This window comes from Chelativorans salis (assembly GCF_025336525.1).
Taxonomy (GTDB): domain Bacteria; phylum Pseudomonadota; class Alphaproteobacteria; order Rhizobiales; family Rhizobiaceae; genus Chelativorans; species Chelativorans salis.
This window is the reverse complement of sequence record NZ_JAOCZP010000002.1, coordinates 128,558-145,860: the sequence shown is the minus strand read 5'-3', so window position 1 is coordinate 145,860 and position 17,303 is coordinate 128,558. Positions and strand designations below refer to the sequence as shown.

Genomic DNA, 17,303 nt, shown 5'->3' with positions numbered 1-17,303 from the left:
AATGGCAAGGTTCGCTCCTATAGAAGAGCCTAGACCCGTAAGAGATGTGGCGCGTTTTGTTGAAGGCAGCCTGCGGCAATTCTCTCCATCGCATTCCGGTGGCCAAAAGGAGGTTCTCCTGGCCGAAAAGGCGGAACAATCCACGCCTGCCGCTCATTAGTGACCGCACGCCGTTGTGCCGGACGAGGAGTACGAACCTGAACAAAATGGATGTCCCCACTCGGGCCCCGGAGGGTCCGATTGCAGACGCGCAACGGGCGAAGCTCACCTATGTGAGTGATACCGAACCGGGCATCCGCCGCCGGCGCGCCGGCAAGGGTTTCACCTATATCGCCGCTGACGGCACCAGGGTGGAAGACGCGGAAACGCGAGCACGCATCCGCACGCTCGCCATTCCGCCAGCATGGACGGATGTGTGGATTTCTCCCGATCCCGAGGGGCATATCCAGGCAACCGGGCGCGACCAGCGGGGGCGCAAGCAGTATCGCTACCATCTCGACTGGCATACCCTCCGGGACGAAGCCAAGTTCACGAGCCTTGTCGCCTTCGGCCAAGGCCTACCCAAGCTGAGGGCGCAGGTGGAAAAGGACCTCGCAAGACACGGCATCCCGCGCGAGCGCGCCATCGCCTCAATTGTAATGCTTCTCGACCGCACGATGATCCGGATCGGCAACGACACGTACCGGCGCCAGAACATGAGCTTTGGCCTCACCACGCTGGAAAACCACCATGTGAAGGTGGAAGGAACCCGGCTGCGTTTCTCCTTCGTCGGAAAATCCGGGAAGGAATGGAAACTGAAGCTCCATGACCGCCGATTGGGGCGCATCATCCGTTCCATCCAGGAACTGCCAGGACAGCAGTTGTTTCAATATATCGATGAGCAGGGCGAGCGCCGGCCCGTGCACTCGCACGATGTCAATGCTTATATCCATGACCATGCAGGCGAAACCTTCACCTCAAAGCACTTCCGCACCTGGGGTGCTACGCGTGCGGCTGCCATGATGCTGGCCTCCGTGGAACTGCCCCCAACAAAGCGGCTTGCGGCGCGCGAGCTCAACGCGGTGATCGACCGCGTGGCACGCCGGCTGCGCAATACGCGCGCCACATGTCGCCGCTGCTACATCCACCCCGCTGTGATCGAGGCGTGGACCGAGGGACGTCTCGCCCCCGAACTCGCCGAGATCCGCCGCAGCAACAGGCGCCTCCTGAAGGGTCTCGACGAGGAGGAATCGCTCGTGCTGCGCTGGTTAGGCGCACGAGAGGCATAGACCACAGATCACCCTGTCACGCTTCGTTGGCGAGGCCAGGTCGATTGTTCCTACGCGTCCACGTGAAGGGCTAAGCCGGTCACACCCGGTTTGCCCAGGTCGGGGCGGAGCTGCATGCTCGGGATCAGATAATCGCCGCCGTTCTGCCGCCGATAGGGAATGGGCGGGATGGTCGCCAGCGTACGCATTCTCTCGCGCAGGCGCTCAGCCACGGGTTCGAAGCCGGTCTCATCGAGACTATCGACCCTGTAGGCCACAAACGGCGGAAGGACATCGTAGCCCGGATAATAGAGGATGCCATGATTGATGGGGAACAACAGGTCGTCGATTGATCCGTTGATCCCACGCTCGGCGTAGTGCTCCGCCCAGCCGCCGGCGGTCACGATCAGCATCGCGCGCTTCCCAGCTAAGGTCCCCTCGCCGTAACGATCACCCCAACGCTTATCGCTGTGCTCGCCGACGCCATAGGCGAACCCGTAGGCATACACGCGATCGACCCAGCCCTTGAGGATCGCCGGCATGGAGAACCACCAGAGAGGAAACTGAAGGATCAGAACGTCGGCCCACCGGAGTTTCGCCTGCTCGGCTCTAACGTCGTCGGTCAGCGCATCAGCGGCGAAGGCCTCTCCGGAAGCCGCGGCCGGCTTGAGCCGTGCGTCCGGCGCCAGCGGCGGAAAGTCGGCGCGGTCGACCTCGGATTTCCAGCGGTCGGCATACAGATCCGACACCTTCACCTGTTGGCCTTGGGCCTCAAGCTCCTTGATAGCAACGTCGCGCAGCGCCCCATTAAGCGAGCGCGGTTCGGGATGAGCGAAAACAAGCAGAACTTTCATAGGGTCGGCTCCGATAGTGGGAAACGGACCCACAGGTAGACAATGCAAAATCGATCCGCTAGAGACTGGTAATGCATATGATTATGCCGAATAGTGGATAGATTGGACGTATCGCTCGAACGCATGCGCACCTTCGTTCGTGTGGCGGAGCGTGGCAGCCTTTCGGCAGTGGCGCGGGAGCTGGGCGTTGGACAGTCGACGGTCACGCGGCATCTGCAAGAACTCGAGGAAGCCGTCGGCGTGCCCCTGCTCAGCAGGACCACCCGGCGTGTCACGATGACCGATGAAGGCAGCCGCTACTATGCCAACAGCGTCCAGATCCTCCGTCTCGTGGAGCAGGCCGGTGATGAAGCACGGGGCACGCGCGGAGCGCCGGCCGGCACGATCCGGATATCCTGCACGGCGGCTTTCGGTATCTTGCATGTCACCCGGCTGATCTTCGCGTTTCAGGACCGCTATCCCGACATCCAGGTGGACCTCAGCCTCACCGACGAGCGGATCGATCTTGTCCGAGAAGGTGTCGATGTCGCGCTTCGCCTGGGTCCGCTCATCGACAGTTCGCTGAAGCTGCGGTCTCTCGGCCAGTCCCGGCGACTGCTCGTGGCGGCACCAGATTATCTTTCGGCGCGGGGTACGCCGGCTGTCCCGCAGGAGCTGTCAGGTCATGAAGGCATCCGGATGTCGAACATAGCGGGAAGCGACACCCTCGCACTGCAGGGACCAGGCGGCGAGCACCATGCGGTGCCCTTCGGAGGACGGTTTCGTGTCAACCACGGACTTGCCGTGCGCGAGGCGCTTATCGCTGGGCGCGGCATTGCACCTGCCCATCAATGGCTTGTCGACGATCTCTTGGCGACCGGCCGGCTCATGGCCATCCTGCCGGACCATTCACCGCCGCCCGTCGCCCTGAGTATGCTGATCGTCCCGGAGCGCGCGGGGATTGCGCGGGTCCGGCTGCTGGTTGACTTCCTCACCGAGCAGATCGGAGGCATCCCTGGGATCGAACAGTCACGGCCGGGGCGCTAGCCCGCATTCTACCGCCACTACCGTCCCACCCGCTCCAGCCGGTCGATGAACCACTGCGTAAGGCGGATCCAGACCTCATCCTTCTCGCCGGTATCCTCGCAGCCATGGTCGAGATTCGGGTTATCGTTTACCTCTATGACGTAGACGCCGTCATCCGTCTCCTTCAGGTCGACACCATAAAGGCCGTCGCCGATGCAGCTTGCCGCCTTGACAGCGGTGTCGACGACGATTGCTGGTGCATCTCGCAGGCTGACGGTACGGATGCCGCCCTGGTCGGGCCGCCCGCGACGATCGTGATTGACGATCTGCCAGTGCTTCTTAGCCATCAGGTAGTGGACGGCGAAGAGTGGCCGGCCACCGAGCACGCCGATACGCCAGTCGAAATCGGTGGGGACGAACTTCTGAGCGATCAGCAGATCGGACTTCTCGAGCCATCGTGTCGCGAGCTCGGTCAGCTCGGCTAGGTTCGACGCCTTCTTCACGCCACGGGAGAACGAGCCGTCGGGAATCTTCAGAACCAGGGGAAAGCCAAGCGTCTGGGCCGCAGCTTGCAGATCGCCCGGCCCGGCGATCATCACCGTCGGCGGCACCGGCACCTTGGTGGCCGTCATCAACTCGTTGAGATAGACCTTGTTGGTGCAGCGGATCATCGACAAGGGATCGTCAATCACCGGCATGCCTTCCTGCTGCGCACGGCGCGCGAAGCGATAGGTATGGTTGGAGATCGATGTGGTCTCGCGGATGAAGAGCGCATCGTAATTGGCTAACCTTGCCAGGTCTTTCCTTGAAATCGGCTCGACCTCGACACCCATCTTCTCTGCAATCCGCGACCAGTACTTCAGCGAGGCAACCGAGGAGGGAGGCAACTCCTCCTGCGGATCGATCAGAGTGGCGAAAGTATAGCGTGCCGGCGTGCGCGCCTTGCTGTCGCGCCATTCGCGGGCTGTATATCGGCCCAGACAGGTGATGAAGCGCGCCTTTTGGTCGGCATCCATGCGGCCGAGCGGTAGAAAGCCGATCTTCTTGATGGAGTTCTGCTGATCGTCATTGATGATCACCTCGAGGGCCGGCGCCCGAAACCAGTCGAAGAGGAGCCGCGCGAAGCGGTCCCAGGCCTTGGACGGGCCGATGCCGAAGAAGACCGTCACCGTTCTCGGCAGCGTGCCGCCCAGCTCTTTGCGGCATTTGTTGAGCGCCTGTTCGAGCTCCGGCAGCGCCGCCTCGTAGAGCTTTCGCTCTGACAAGTCGATCATCGTCTCCACGGTGGGGATCACGCGGTGGCCGCGCGAGCTCGCCAGCAGTGAAGCATAGTAGCCGCGGCTCTGATAGGCATAGCTGTTGGACAGGTTGATGATCTTCGGCCGCTGGTTCCGAAAAAGGGTGGGATGGGACAGATAGTCCCGGTTGGTAATGATCTTGTGAGGGGTAGCGACCTGATCGAGGTCGCTCTGTCTGCCGGTGAGGATGACCCAGCTCATAGTGCAGCCTCTATCTCCTCCGATGTTGCGTGTTCAAGGCACTTTTCCATTTTGATAGCGGCCACGCCATCTTCGTAATAGCCGGGCTTGCTGCCTAGGCGACGATAGCCGCTCCGTTCGTAGAGCCCGATGGCGCGAAGATTGTCCTCGCGGACCTCGAGACGGAGTGAAAGGCGTCCCTGCCTGCGCGCGGCCTCCTCGGCGGCGGCAAGCAGGATCCGACCGAGGCCGGAACCGGCATGAGATGGCGCGACGGCTAAGGAATAGAGCCGCGCGATGCGGCTGCTCTTGCGGAAAAGGACAAGACAATACCCGACGAGCGTGCCGTCGCGATCGGCGACGATCATCTGCGCCGTCTCCCGCCGGATGGAGCCTCGCAAGGAGCGGCGGGAAAGGCGGTCATGCGCGAAGGCGCTCTGTTCGATCGCGTCGAGCTGTTCTACATCGGAGACGCAGGCTAAGCGCAGTATCAGGGCCATTTTCGGCTGCCTACCTCGAGCCAGAAGGCCAAAATCCCCCGGCGGCGAGGGGTGCTTGCGAGTCGCCTTCTGCCGCGCAAGCCGAATTGCGCTAACGCTCCCGAATTTCGGCCGAATTGTGGCAGCGTGAGGCAGCAGTGCCGCACCCGTCGATTCCGTATCGCCAAGAGCTCCAGCATGCGATAAATAGCGTACGATTTCCTGCGGACGATCTTCCGATGATTCCGGTCCCATTGCGCCGTGCTTGTGTGCTGTTCCTGGCGATCTGCTGTCTGGGCCTGAATGCGCGGCTTTCGCCACCGGATATCGCTCCCCTCGACGAGCCCCGCCTTACCCGCGCCGAACAGCATGAAGTTTCGGCAGTTCTTCAGGAGATCATCGCGCACGTCAAAGCGCTGTCCCGGCACACGCCCGCGGAGGGCGGTACGGGCTCGGGAAACGCGGCGGTGCATCCTGTCGAATCCATTCTCCTGCCGGTAGAATTTTCGCAATGGGCACGCCTGCCCACCTCCTCTGATAGGCATCTCTCCGGCGTTACTTCCTCGCATCAGGCGAGAGCTCCGCCGCTGCCCAGCTGACGATCCCGGCATCGGTCGGAATCTTTCCAACGCGCACGGAACGCTTCGTGTGCCTCCATTGTCGGCCACAACATGGCCGGCGCTCTCGTCACGTCCGAGTGGACGGGCAGGATTTTCCATGAAACGCGTCGTCAATTTCTGGAGCCTACTGGGCTTCATCTCCGTCTCGGTCTTCGTAGCTACCGAGATCACCGCAGGCGTGGCCGCGGCGGTCTGGTCGATTTCCGGCGTTCTACATCTTGGTACGTTCCCCACGATCCTTCTGGGAACTCTGATCGGCATTCCAGGCCTCTACGGCATCATCAAGTCCACGATGATGGCTTTCGAGGCTGAAACGGATCCTGAAAACAACTGAGATAGTGGCGCTGGATCAAAAAGCGCGGACTTTCCTCCCACAGGATCTCCCGGGTTGGTGCTAAAGCAGTGCGAGGCCCACCCGGGCAGTCCCCGGCTAGTCTGCGGTCCACCGCCACTCCGACCAGTCGACATTCAGGACATCAGGCTCCTCGACGACACTTCCCTCGTCGCCGCTGGCGGCCTTGAACGCATCGAAATCGCCTCCGGACCTGCCGTCGTTGTAGAAATTCCGGTCGACCCAGAACCAGCGCGTGCGATCGCTGCCGGGAGAGGCAGAGTAGTGGTTATGCCTGATCGTCACGGAACTCGACTTGGCCGGAGAGAACCTGGTGATCACGTAGCCTTTAGGGCCGGCAAGAAGGATGTTGTCCTCGAAGCGGACATCGCTCGCATGGTGGCCGATCTGAAGCTCGCCCGAATGGATGCCGGACACGTCGCGGCTGTTGTTCCTGAAAAGCGTGTTGTGCACGATCGTGCAGTTGTCAGCGCCGCCGGAATGGACTTCGTCATAACCGCCGACCAGGATGCCGGCGTCGCGATTGAAGCGCACGAGGTTGTTGCGGACGATCACATTGCTGGTATCCTTCCCAGGATGCTCGCTCAAGAGCCAGATACCGCCGTCGTTAGCCTCGACCCTGTTGCGCTCGATGGTGATGTCGTGGCCGCCATCGACATAAATGCCGACCGCAGCGGCAACGAAGGTCAGAGCCTGATTTTCCGCGCTTGAGAGATTGTAGACGGCGTTCCCGGCGATCCAGCCCCGGCGTGCGCGATCGGATTCGGTACCGTTGACATAATAGCCGGTCGCGTCGATGCCGATGAAATTGTTATCGCGCACGACATTGTTCGTGACCTGCCAGCCCTCGACATTGCCGCCGATGGTCAGCGCCTCGCTTCTGCCGGTCTTGAGGTCAAAAAGCTCATTGCCGTCGACTATGACATTGCGAAGAGGAAGCTCGGTTTGCCCGTAGACGGCGATGCCCAGGCCATCGGCATTTCCCCTCAATGGGATGTTGTTGGCTTCGATCTGATGGATCACGTTGTTTCGTATCTCGATGCGCTCGCCTGCTCCCTGTACGAGAACGCCGACCACGATGAATTCGCTGTCCGATTTGTAGTTGCGAATCTCGAAATCTTTCACGCGGACATAGCTGACGTCGGCAAGGGTGATCAGACCGCTCATTCCGAAGGGCTGCCGGACCAGTCCGGCACCGTCGATGATCGCTCTCTCTCCCGGTGCCTCCGCAAGCGTGATGTAGCCGCCTTCGGCCGAGCCCGAGCGCGTTATCATCACCGTCTCGTTATAGACGCCCCCGTGAACCAGGACCTTGTCTCCCGGCTTAGCCTGGTCGACCGCGTGCTGGATGGTGCGCCATGGGGCGTCGGACGTCCCCTGGGCAGAATCGAATCCGATGGTCGCCACGTGGTGGGTATCGCCGGGCCGGACAAAAAGTTCATTGCAGACGGCCCAGCTTTTGGACTCTCCAGAGCCGTTTGCCGAAGCTGCCGTGACCGTGACGTCCACGGCTCCGTGCACATTTGCCGGCGCGGTGTAACGTCCCTTATCGTTGATGATCCCGATCGTCGGTGCCCCGCCGGGAACTCCTTCCACGGTCCAAACGACATCCGCACTTCCGGCGCCCGGCGCCTGAAACTGATGAGCTTCATTGGGCTTCAGGGACAGGCACTCTGACGCAAAGGCAACAGGCGCAAGGAACAGCATTACCGTTGGAAGTATGAGCCATGCCGCCCGAATTGCGATTTGGAGTCCCGCATTCCCCGCGGAAGGTCTGGGATCGGAAGTGGGCCTCGCCGCTCCTCCACGCGGGCCGACAGCCAATTCCCTCGTTCGCATCTGCTTCCGTCCCCATCATCAAACTACGCGGCTGCACGCTGCTTGGCAGCAGAAGCCAGGCCTCTAATCATGCTGAGTTGCAGTCCGGCTAGGGCCTCTTCGCCGCAGATCGTTGCGTCTGACAGTACAACAGACTCGTTTACAGTAAGTGGACCTTGACCTCGAGATTCTCTTTTCCACGACAAGAGCTTTGACTTCGCCTCCTGCTAAAGGAAGGGGAGATCCTGGCCGGGACCAACCTCGACTGGCATCAGGTGGACGAGACGCGCATTCTTTTTGAACCTTATGAGCCTAGTGAAGGCCCCACCGCCGGCGCGATCGGAAAATATATCTTCCATCCCATCCGCAGTCTGATGCGGCAGGCGCTCTTGTTCCAACTCATGCTTTCGCTTGCGAGCTCGCTGCTCTTCATCACCAATTTCAACGTTCTGGCTTTTGCGGTCCCGAGCCAGTCCATCGGTGCCTTCTGGGCCGCATCCTGGCTCATCGCAGGCGTTGCAGTCACCGTCTTTCTCACTCAGCTCCTCGTTCAGCGGGCGCAGCTCTATCTCGATTCACTTGCCCAGGAGCGCGAGGAGATCCTGAGGCTCTCGCTCATGTGGTCGCTCAGGCCGCAGTTCGTCGCGGCTCACGGGCCGGTTGCGGCGCATCAGCTTTGCGCTGTCCTTGCCCGCTCCGGAAAGGCGGCTGCCGAGGCGCTGCTCTTTGCAGCAGGCTCGCTTTCCATCCTGCCCATGCTCGTCCTCATGTACATCCGCTTGCCGACATTCCTCTTCGTCGTCACCATCGCCATCGCCATTCTCGGCGCGCTGCCGCAGGTCGTCCTTCAGCTTCAACGGCACCGCCAGCACAGGGGGCTGGAGACCGCGCGTGCCGCGGCGTCCGGCATCCTCTGCCGGATCACGACCAACATCGCGCGGCTGAAATTTATAACCATGTCGGCCGCGGCCGATGGCCCGGAGGAAGCAATGGCGTCCCTCCAGCCTAGCCGCTTAGAGCTTCCGGCCAGTGACGCGGTCATTGAGGCGTGCACCGTCGATTTCGGCTTCAACGGCGTTGATGCCAACCTCTTCAAGAACTTCAGCTTGCGCATCGCAGCAGGCCACCTGGTGGCGATCTGCGGGGCGAGCGGCTCCGGCAAGACCACCCTCCTCGAGCTTCTTTCCGGCCAACGGCAGCCGATAGACGGCGCTGTCTATTACAAGGGCAAGAGGTTGATGGGGCCGGCCCCTGCCGGCTTCGTCTTCGCCGACGACGAATTCGTGGAGGCTCGCTTGCAAGCTTCATCGCCGGCGAAGAAGAGGTGGACAGGGAACGCCTGGTCCGGGCACTCAACCGCGCCGAGTTATCGGGACGGCTCGGCTTCTTCGTGGATTCCGATGGCCGCGAGCGCTTAGAGAACCAAGGCTTGAATCGCGGCGAAATCCAGCGTCTCCTGCTTGCGCAGGCTCTTTATCACTCCAACGAAGTGCGCTTCTTCGACGAGGCATTCACCCATCTTTCCGCCGAACAGAGCGCCCGCATCATGGAAAATCTGCGCCACGACGGCTTGACCATGGTGCTTGCCACCCACCGTCCGGAGATCGTCGCCCTCTGCGATTACCGGGTCGAGATCTCAAGACGTTAAATGACGGATTGAGCCCGGGGGTCACCTCATGCGACTGATCGAGCGCGGACGATACGCTGTCGCCTCTGCGCAAATTGCTGGTCGACGAGCACGCCGATCAGGATCACGGAGCCCATCACAGCGAAATTGAGCGAGCTCGGGATCCCCAGCAGGTTGACGAGGTTCTGCAGAACCTGAAGCAAAACGGTACCGAGCACGACTCCTAAGATGGAACCCTCTCCGCCTCGCAGGGAGCAGCCGCCGAGGACCGCAGCCGCAATGGCATACAGCTCGTAAAAATTGCCGTGCGAGGAAGGTGAAATCGAGCGGGTGTACATGGCGATGAAGATAGCGGCGACTGCCGTCAGTCCGCAGCAGATCACATAGGCGGTCACGGTAGTGCGTACCGTGTCGATGCCGCTGTAGCGCGCCGCTTCCTCGTTCTTCCCGACAGCGAAGAGACGGCGCCCGAAGACCGAGCGGTGCAGCACGACAGCCATTATCCCCGCGAGGATGACGAACATGACGAGGCTGTGCGGGATGCCGTAGAAGCGGCCGGCAGTCAGCCATTCGAGCCAAGGAAAACTTGCGCCGAAGGGAAAACCCGCGGTGGCGTCGTTGGTATAGTAACGGGCGATGCCGCGATAGACGAGCAGACCGCAAAGGGTAACCACGAAGGGCTGCAGTCCCATTCGCGTGACGAGGAAGCCGTGGACGAGACCCATCAGGCAGCCGAGCGCAATGACGACGATCATCGCCGCGCCCCAGGGCATGGTGTTGCCAGCGACGAGATCGAGGAAGACAACGCCAAGCAGAGCAATGATCGATCCGACCGAAAGCTCAATGCCGCCCGAGATGATGACGAAGGCCTGGCCGAGGGCGAAGATGCCGAAGAGCCCGATCAGGTTCGCCGTGTTCGACAGGTTGACCGGCGACAGAAAGCGCGGATTGATCAACGCCACCACGATGCCAATGACGAGAATGAGGACAAGGAGCCCCAGATCCTTACGATTCACTGCAAAGCCCCCGAATCTCAATTCAACACCCGCCCGACTGCCAATGAGAGAATGTTCTCCTCGCTGAAACAGTCGCGGGTCAAAGTGCCGGATATCGCCCCTTCATGCATGACCGCGATACAGTCGCTGACGCCGATCACCTCCTCCATGTCGCTGGAGATCATCAATATGGCCGTACCGCTATCGGCAAGCGATCGCATCAGCGTGTAGATCTCATGCTTGGCCCCGACATCGATGCCGCGCGTCGGCTCGTCGAAAATGAGCACGCGCGGCGTCATCGACAGCCATTTTGCCAGCACCACTTTCTGCTGGTTGCCGCCCGACAGAGAAGCGGCCGGCACTTTCGTGTCGGAACACCTGATCGCCAGGCGGTCCTTCCATTTCCAGGCAAGCCTCGTTTCCGCAGCAGCATCGAATAGACCGCGAGAGACGACAGCAGACAGATTGGCAAGGCTCACATTCTTTGCGACTGAGAAGTCGAGCAAAAGGCCGGAGCGTTTACGATCCTCTGGAACCAGGTAAAGTCCGAGGGCAATGGCTGCGGCTGGCTTGTTTATCGCAACGGTCTCGCCGCCGACACGGATTTCGCCGGCGAGCGGCGGTTCGATACCGAACACCGTGCGAGCAAGCTCGGTACGGCCCGAACCGACGAGGCCCGCCAAGCCCAGAATCTCTCCCTGCCGGACATCCAGCGAAATGCTGCGGTCGGGCCGGTAGGCGGTGCGCAGCCCAACCAATTCCAGCATCTTGTCGCCGACAGGCTCCGCGGGCGGACGATAGAGCATTTTCAGCTCGCGCCCGATCATGTGGCGGATCATTATTTCCTGCTCGATCATTTCGTGACCCAACTCGGCGACGACGCGACCATCCCGCAGCACGATCACGCGGTCTGCGCAGCGCTTCACCTCGCCCAGGCGGTGCGAAATGAAAATGACGCCGACACCATTTGCCTTCAGCCGGGCGACGACGCGGAGCAGACGGTCAGTCTCGGTGACGGTAAGGCTGGAGGTCGGCTCGTCCAGGATAAGGATACGTGCGTTGAGCGAGAGCGCCTTGGCGATTTCGACCAACTGCCTTTGCGCCAGCGTCAGTTCGGCGACCAGCGTGTCGGTCCCAAAATCGGCACCAAGCTGGACAAGGAGCGGCTCGGCAAGCTCCCGAAGGCGCTTGCGATCCACCAAACGCAACGGACCTCCCACCAGCGGTTCGCGGCCGATCATGATGTTGGCCGCCACCGACAGGTTCTCGAACAGGTTCAATTCCTGATGGACGAACGCGATGCCGCCCTTGATCGCGTCCGGAACCGTAAGATTCGGCCTTTCTTCGCCATTGAGGTGGATCGTGCCCGAACTCGGCACGGTCACCCCGCCCAGTATATTCATGAGCGTGGACTTGCCCGCCCCGTTCTCGCCGATAAGGCCCACCACCTCGCCCGCCGAGACGGAAAGGTCGACATCCCGAAGTGCGGTTACGCCGGGGTAGTGCTTGGTCACCCGGCTGAGCGAGAAGAGCGTTTCAGCTATGGAAGGGTTTTGCGGTCGCCATTGCATCATCGCTTGCATATCCGGTGGAGAGAGCAGGCAGGGCCGGCGGGGAGGTCTCGCCGGCCCGCTCCAACGAGGCCTCAGCCGCCAATCCGTGCTTTCAGCTCAGCCTCGAAGGCATCGACGTTCGACTTGTCGATGATTTTGGTCGGAACGATCACCAGCTTGTCCTGCGGAATCATCGTCTTATCGCCCTGGAGAAAGGCAGCCATCAGCTTCATGCCCTGATATCCCCATTCATAAGGCTGCTGAACAACCGTTCCCGCAATCGTCCCTTCGCGCACGCCCCCCAGCGTGATTGGGTCTTCGTCAAAGGCGACGACGGTGACCTCCCCCAGCTTACCCGCCTCCTTCAGCACCTCGTAGATCCGCGGCGGGTTGTAGGAGTAAAAGCCGACCATGCAGTCGATGCCGGGGTTCGCGGCGAGCGCATCCTCGACGTTGCGTTTGGCGCGCGTCATGTCGATATCGTCACCGCGCACATCGATCAGTTCGACCTTCGAGCCGGTGATCACTTCCTTCATGCCCTCGATACGCTCGCGCGCATTGTCGGCGCCCGGAAGCCCGACGAAGCCGATGCATTTGCCACCTTCCGGCAGCGCCTTCAGAGCAATCTCGCCAGCCTGCCGGCCCGCATCGGTGTTGGACGATCCGATATAGGCGACGCGGTTGGTATCCGGCGCATCGCTGTCTGTGGTGAAGAGCGGGACTTCGCTGCCTATACGGTTGAGCGCGTCGGTCGAGGTTTTAGGGTCGACCGCGCTCACCATAATGGCGGAGATGCCGGCGGCAACCAGATCTTCCATGAGGCGTTGCTGGACGGCCGCGGCGGCCTGCTCGGGATATTTGAACTGTAGACTGTAGTTCGGGAGTTCCTCCTGTGCCTTCTTGACCCCGGCCTCGGCGAGCTTCCAGAAGTCGGATGCGCCATTTACGACAAAGGCAAGTGCCTTCTTGTCCTGTGCGACCGCGCCGGTGGACGCGAATGCGGAAGCAAGAAGGAGTGCTGAAGCGACTACTCTCAATTTCATGATCGTTTCCTCCAGGTGTTCGTCTCTTTTCGTTGCAATGCAGCGGCCCTTCACCGGCGCGATGCGACGACGGCGTTGCGGTTCGTCACGACCGTGCCTTACGCGGCCGTATGTCGGTGCGGGGGCGACCTTCCTATTGCGCAATGCAGGTGTCGACGTTCTCCTGCGTGCACTCGTCGAGTCCTGTATAGATGACGGGCTTGACTGCCTTGCCCTCGATCAGGTCGACCATGACTGAAGGCGCGCGATAACCCATCTCGAACGGGCGCTGGCCGACTTGGACATGGCTCCTGCCGGCCTTGAGCGCCTCGATCTGCGGCGGCAGCGTGTCGCCGGCCACGATGATCAGCTCCTTGGCATCGAGCTTGTCCATCACCTGACCCGTGACCTGGGCATAAGCCTGCGGTGCGAACTGCGCCCAGCCGCCCTCGAGCACGAAGGCATCGAGGTCGGGATTGGCGGTGAAGGTATCGGCCATCTGCTGGTTGGCGAGATCCACTTGGTCGTTGGTGAAGACCGGGCAGCCCTCGATTTCCGTCCAGCCATTCTGGCCAGTGAGCCGCTCGATTCCCTTTTCGCCGGCCAGCGTATCGCGGGTGCCGGCCGCGCGCGCGTTGATGTTATCTGCCGCGACATTTCCGAGCTGCAGGCAGATGCTTCCACCGTCAGGCTTCAGCTCTTGCAGGTACTCGGCGAATTTCACGCCCATCAGGTAGTTGTCAGTACCGAGATAAGTCTTGCGCAGATCTGCGTCGTCCTGCGACAGGTCGGCGTCGATGGTCATGACAGGTATTTTCGGCGCTTTCTCCCGCAACAGCTTGGCCATTAGTGGAGCGTTCGACGGTGAGATCGCGATCGCCGCCACATCGGGGCGTGTCAGCAAATCATCCACGATCTGCACCTCGCCGGTCTCGTCGGCGCTGGAGGCGGGACCTGTGTAGAAGCATTTATATCCGGAGTTCGCGTTCTCGTTGTTCCACTTCTGGCAGCCGAGATTGATCTGCTCGAAGAAGGGATTGTCGAGTCCCTTCACCACAATCGCGAGCGTCTTTTCCTGCGCTAGCGCCGTTCCGTCGAGAAAACCCACAAGTGCTGCGGCCAGAAGGCCGATCTTGATTCTTTTCACCACTTCCTCCCTTTCATAATTGCGCTTTATGCGCGTGTTCACGGCCGCGCTTGCACTTGCAGCCGCCTTCCTCAGCCGGGTACAGGGTTTTTGTCGGCCCCTCCCACCGAGCTTTGGTACGCCCCAGGCGAGTTCGATCGGTTTTTCGAAATAGTGGCGCGCGCCAATCGGCGCTCCGCTTTGGCGCTTCTGTTGCCCATCCGGTTTCTGAGATAGGGCCGACATGTGGCGGTTCAGGCGAGGCAAAGCTGCAGCGGCGCTCACCTGTCCGACCTTGCCTGTCGCCCCGGTAACCAGAACGTGCATGCCGACTATCTCCTCCCAGGCCGAAGATAGACAGAGCATTTGGTCTCCGTCAATATATTGTCTGATAAAACCTACAAATTTGTCTTTTCATACTATTGACCGAAGGCGCAATCCGGCCGCACATTGCGGTCAGGCCGGGAGGGAAAAATGACTGTTCTGAGGTTGGAGTGGATTTCCAAGCGCTTCGGGGCCATCCAGGCGCTGGAAGAGGTTTCGTTGTCGCTCGACGCCGGCGAGGTGCTTGGCCTTATGGGGGACAATGGTGCCGGCAAGTCGACGCTGGTGAAGATCATAGCCGGCAATTACCGGCCCTCGGGTGGCCGCATCTACATCGGCGGCGCGCAGAAAGATTTCCATCACCCGATCGAGGCGCGCGAGAGCGGAATCGAGATCGTCTATCAAGACCTTGCGCTCTGCGACAACCTGACGGCCGCGACGAACGTCTTCCTCGGCCGCGAGTTGACCCGCTCCTTCGGCCCGTTTCGGATCATGGATTACGCCTCCATGAACGCTGTAGCAGCGAAACTGTTCAAGGAGCTTAAATCGGAGACGCGGCCGAAGGATTTCGTAAAAGACATGTCCGGCGGCCAGCGACAGGCCGTGGCGATCGCCCGCACGCGCCTCGCATCGGCCAAGATCGTGCTGATGGACGAGCCGACGGCCGCGATCTCCGTGCGCCAGGTGGCCGAGGTTCTTAATCTCATACGGGAACTGAAACGCCAGCAGATCGCCGTGATCCTGATCAGCCACCGCATGCCGGACGTCTTCGCGGTCGCCGATCGCATCACTGTGTTGAGACGCGGGCGGAAGGTGGCAGACAAGCCGGTCTCGGAGACGACGCCGGAAGAGATTACCGGTCTGATCACAGGCGCAATACAGGCGGCATGAGGACCCAATGACGACCGAGGACAAACCGAAAGAATTCGCCAGCCTTGACGAGGCGATCGACTGGCAGACGCATTCACATCTCTCGCGCATTTTCAACAAGCAGTCGTTTTGGGTGTTTGTTGCCGCAGTGATCGCCTGCGCCGTCCTTGCAAGCGTGACCGACACGTTCGCCACGCAGCAGAATCTCTTCAACGTCACACGCAACTTCGCCTTCGTTGCGATCGTCGCGCTCGGAATGACGGTCGTTATCATTTCCGGCGGCATCGACCTTTCCGTAGGGTCAACGCTATGCCTTTCCGCCATGGTGCTCGCTATCCTCATGAACGCCGGCAATCCGCTATGGTTGTCGGCGCTGGCGGCGATCGCCGCCGCGCTCCTGGTTGGACTGGTCAATGGGTTATTGATCGCCTATCTGCGCATCCCACCCTTCGTGGTCACGCTTGGCATGCTGTCGCTTGCCCGAAGTGCGGCCATGGTGCTGTCGAACAACAAGATGGTTTTCCAGTTCGGCCCCGACGAAAAGCTCCTGTTCTGGCTCGGCGGAGGATCGAGCTTCGGGATCGCCCATCCTGTCATCGCGCTTGTACTGCTCGCGCTACTGACGGGCTTCATGCTGAAATGGACCCGCTGGGGTACTCACGTGTTCGCGATTGGCAGTAACGAGAGGGCAGCAGGTCTCACCGGCATCAACGTGCTCGGCCTGAAGGTAAGCGTCTACATGTGTTCGGCCTTCTTTGCAGGCGTGGCAGGCGTTCTCGAGGCGGGATGGCTCGGCGGCGTCACAACGAATCTCGGCCAGTCAATGGAGCTCAGCGTCATCGCTGCCTCGGTGATCGGCGGTGCCAATCTGATGGGGGGTGCCGGTACGGTGTTCGGCTCGGTCGTTGGCGCAGCGCTCATCGAGGTGATACGCAATAGCCTGATTCTGCTGGGCATCAGCACATTCTGGCAGGGGGCATTCGTGGGCAGCTTCATTATACTGGCGGTGGCGTTCGACCGCCTGCGGGCTTTGCGCGACGAGTCGAGGTGAACGGGCACCGCCGGATAGTGAAATCGATTGAACAGGCAAAAATGACGCTCAACAAAGAAAAGAACCGGGCACCGACAGGAACCGTATCGCGGACGGAGCCTCCATCTCAGTTGCCGAGATTTGCGGGGGCCAGCGTACACGCAGCCATTGCGAACGAGATCGGGCTGCGGATCGTGCGCGGCGATTATCCGCCTGGCACTGTCCTGCCGAATGAGGCGAAATGGTCCGAAACCTTCAATGTAAGTCGCTCGGCCGTACGCGAGGCGATCAAGATGCTGATGGCCAAGAGCCTGCTCAGCTCTCGGCCCAAGGTAGGTAGCCGGGTGGAGCCGCGCGAGCACTGGAACCTGCTCGATCGGGATGTGCTGTCCTGGTACGCGATGTCACCCGACCGTGAGAAGTTCCTAGCGACGGTTCAGGAGTTCCGGCATATCGTAGAGCCTGAAGCTGCGGCACTTGCGGCCGCCCGCAGGACGGACGAGCAGATGGCCGAAATCAGCGGGGCCTGCCATGAGATGGGAACCGCTACTACCCTGAGAGCCCGTACCGCGGCGGACACTCGCTTCCATATGGCGATCTTGCGGGCCGCCGGCAACGACCTCCTGATTCCCCTCGGGGTGCTTATCGAGTCCGGCCTGGAATCTCTCTTCGTCTATGTCACGCGGGAGGTGAACGACCTTCGGCACGCACAGCAGCTTCACGAAGAGATCGAGCGACAAATCAGGCTGCAAAAGCCTGAAAGGGCGCGCGCCGCCGTTAGCAAGCTACTGGCGAACACGGATGAGATCATCGTCGGGCGGGGCGAACGACCGCAGACGTAAGCGGATAAACCCGGCAATAGCGAAGTTCAGCTTGTGGCGCTGCCTGAGGCGGCCGTTGCCG

General features: G+C 61.0%; 17 protein-coding genes. 9 read left to right on the top strand and 8 right to left on the bottom strand.

Features of this window, described 5'->3' with window-relative positions:
* Positions 1–272 precede the first annotated feature (272 nt).
* Positions 273–1,268: a DNA topoisomerase IB gene (locus N5A92_RS06515; RefSeq protein WP_313958389.1), complete on the top strand. Its 996-nt coding sequence runs from the start codon at positions 273–275 to the stop codon at positions 1,266–1,268.
* A gap of 50 nt (positions 1,269–1,318) precedes the next feature.
* Here the strand turns inward: N5A92_RS06515 and N5A92_RS06510 are convergent, their stop codons facing one another.
* Positions 1,319–2,101, bottom strand: a complete 783-nt coding sequence (locus tag N5A92_RS06510; RefSeq protein WP_260901177.1) for an NAD(P)H-dependent oxidoreductase — start codon at positions 2,099–2,101, stop codon at positions 1,319–1,321.
* A 123-nt stretch (positions 2,102–2,224) separates the two neighbouring features.
* Between N5A92_RS06510 and N5A92_RS06505 the strand changes: the two genes are divergently transcribed.
* Positions 2,225–3,127 carry a LysR family transcriptional regulator gene (locus tag N5A92_RS06505; protein ID WP_425248556.1) on the top strand — a complete coding sequence of 301 codons (903 nt, stop codon included), beginning with the start codon at positions 2,225–2,227 and terminating at the stop codon, positions 3,125–3,127.
* A gap of 17 nt (positions 3,128–3,144) precedes the next feature.
* Here N5A92_RS06505 and N5A92_RS06500 read toward each other — a convergent pair whose 3' ends face one another.
* On the bottom strand, positions 3,145–4,605 hold the full coding sequence (locus N5A92_RS06500) for a RimK family protein (RefSeq protein WP_260901174.1): 1,461 nt from the start codon (positions 4,603–4,605) through the stop codon (positions 3,145–3,147).
* Complete coding sequence (locus tag N5A92_RS06495; RefSeq protein WP_260901173.1) at positions 4,602–5,084, bottom strand: GNAT family N-acetyltransferase; 483 nt, start codon at positions 5,082–5,084, stop codon at positions 4,602–4,604. Before N5A92_RS06495 ends, N5A92_RS06500 begins: the two co-directional genes overlap by 4 nt.
* Positions 5,085–5,221: 137 nt before the next feature.
* Here N5A92_RS06495 and N5A92_RS06490 point away from each other — a divergent pair, with 137 nt between their 5' ends.
* On the top strand, positions 5,222–5,662 hold the full coding sequence (locus tag N5A92_RS06490) for a hypothetical protein (RefSeq protein ID WP_260901172.1): 441 nt from the start codon (positions 5,222–5,224) through the stop codon (positions 5,660–5,662).
* Positions 5,663–5,780: 118 nt separating this feature from the next.
* On the top strand, positions 5,781–6,017 hold the full coding sequence (locus N5A92_RS06485; protein WP_260901171.1) for a hypothetical protein: 237 nt from the start codon (positions 5,781–5,783) through the stop codon (positions 6,015–6,017).
* A gap of 96 nt (positions 6,018–6,113) precedes the next feature.
* On the opposite strand, the gene N5A92_RS06480 is transcribed toward N5A92_RS06485, so the two are convergent.
* On the bottom strand, positions 6,114–7,631 hold the full coding sequence (locus N5A92_RS06480; protein WP_260901170.1) for a right-handed parallel beta-helix repeat-containing protein: 1,518 nt from the start codon (positions 7,629–7,631) through the stop codon (positions 6,114–6,116).
* Between the two features lie 497 nt (positions 7,632–8,128).
* On the opposite strand from N5A92_RS06480, the gene N5A92_RS06475 reads away from it, so the two are divergent.
* Both N5A92_RS06475 and N5A92_RS06470 read left to right on the top strand, forming a co-directional pair.
* Positions 8,129–9,271, top strand: a complete 1,143-nt coding sequence (locus tag N5A92_RS06475) for an ATP-binding cassette domain-containing protein (RefSeq protein ID WP_260901169.1) — start codon at positions 8,129–8,131, stop codon at positions 9,269–9,271.
* 11 nt (positions 9,272–9,282) lie between these two features.
* Positions 9,283–9,501, top strand: a complete 219-nt coding sequence (locus tag N5A92_RS06470; RefSeq protein ID WP_260901167.1) for a hypothetical protein — start codon at positions 9,283–9,285, stop codon at positions 9,499–9,501.
* 26 nt (positions 9,502–9,527) lie between these two features.
* Here the strand turns inward: N5A92_RS06470 and N5A92_RS06465 are convergent, their stop codons facing one another.
* From N5A92_RS06465 to N5A92_RS06450, 4 genes are all read right to left on the bottom strand, one after another.
* Positions 9,528–10,496, bottom strand: a complete 969-nt coding sequence (locus N5A92_RS06465; protein WP_260901166.1) for an ABC transporter permease — start codon at positions 10,494–10,496, stop codon at positions 9,528–9,530.
* Positions 10,497–10,513: 17 nt separating this feature from the next.
* Positions 10,514–12,019, bottom strand: a complete 1,506-nt coding sequence (locus tag N5A92_RS06460) for a sugar ABC transporter ATP-binding protein (protein ID WP_425248555.1) — start codon at positions 12,017–12,019, stop codon at positions 10,514–10,516.
* A gap of 101 nt (positions 12,020–12,120) precedes the next feature.
* Positions 12,121–13,071: a sugar-binding protein gene (locus N5A92_RS06455; RefSeq protein ID WP_260901164.1), complete on the bottom strand. Its 951-nt coding sequence runs from the start codon at positions 13,069–13,071 to the stop codon at positions 12,121–12,123.
* Positions 13,072–13,204: 133 nt separating this feature from the next.
* On the bottom strand, positions 13,205–14,188 hold the full coding sequence (locus N5A92_RS06450) for a substrate-binding domain-containing protein (protein WP_260902288.1): 984 nt from the start codon (positions 14,186–14,188) through the stop codon (positions 13,205–13,207).
* Positions 14,189–14,650: 462 nt separating this feature from the next.
* On the opposite strand from N5A92_RS06450, the gene N5A92_RS06445 reads away from it, so the two are divergent.
* From N5A92_RS06445 to N5A92_RS06435, 3 genes are all read left to right on the top strand, one after another.
* Entirely contained in the window at positions 14,651–15,391 is a 741-nt protein-coding gene (locus N5A92_RS06445; RefSeq protein ID WP_260901163.1) for an ATP-binding cassette domain-containing protein, read from the top strand.
* A 7-nt stretch (positions 15,392–15,398) separates the two neighbouring features.
* Positions 15,399–16,421, top strand: a complete 1,023-nt coding sequence (locus N5A92_RS06440; RefSeq protein WP_260901162.1) for an ABC transporter permease — start codon at positions 15,399–15,401, stop codon at positions 16,419–16,421.
* A 110-nt stretch (positions 16,422–16,531) separates the two neighbouring features.
* On the top strand, positions 16,532–17,242 hold the full coding sequence (locus N5A92_RS06435; protein ID WP_260901161.1) for a FadR/GntR family transcriptional regulator: 711 nt from the start codon (positions 16,532–16,534) through the stop codon (positions 17,240–17,242).
* Positions 17,243–17,303 lie beyond the last annotated feature (61 nt).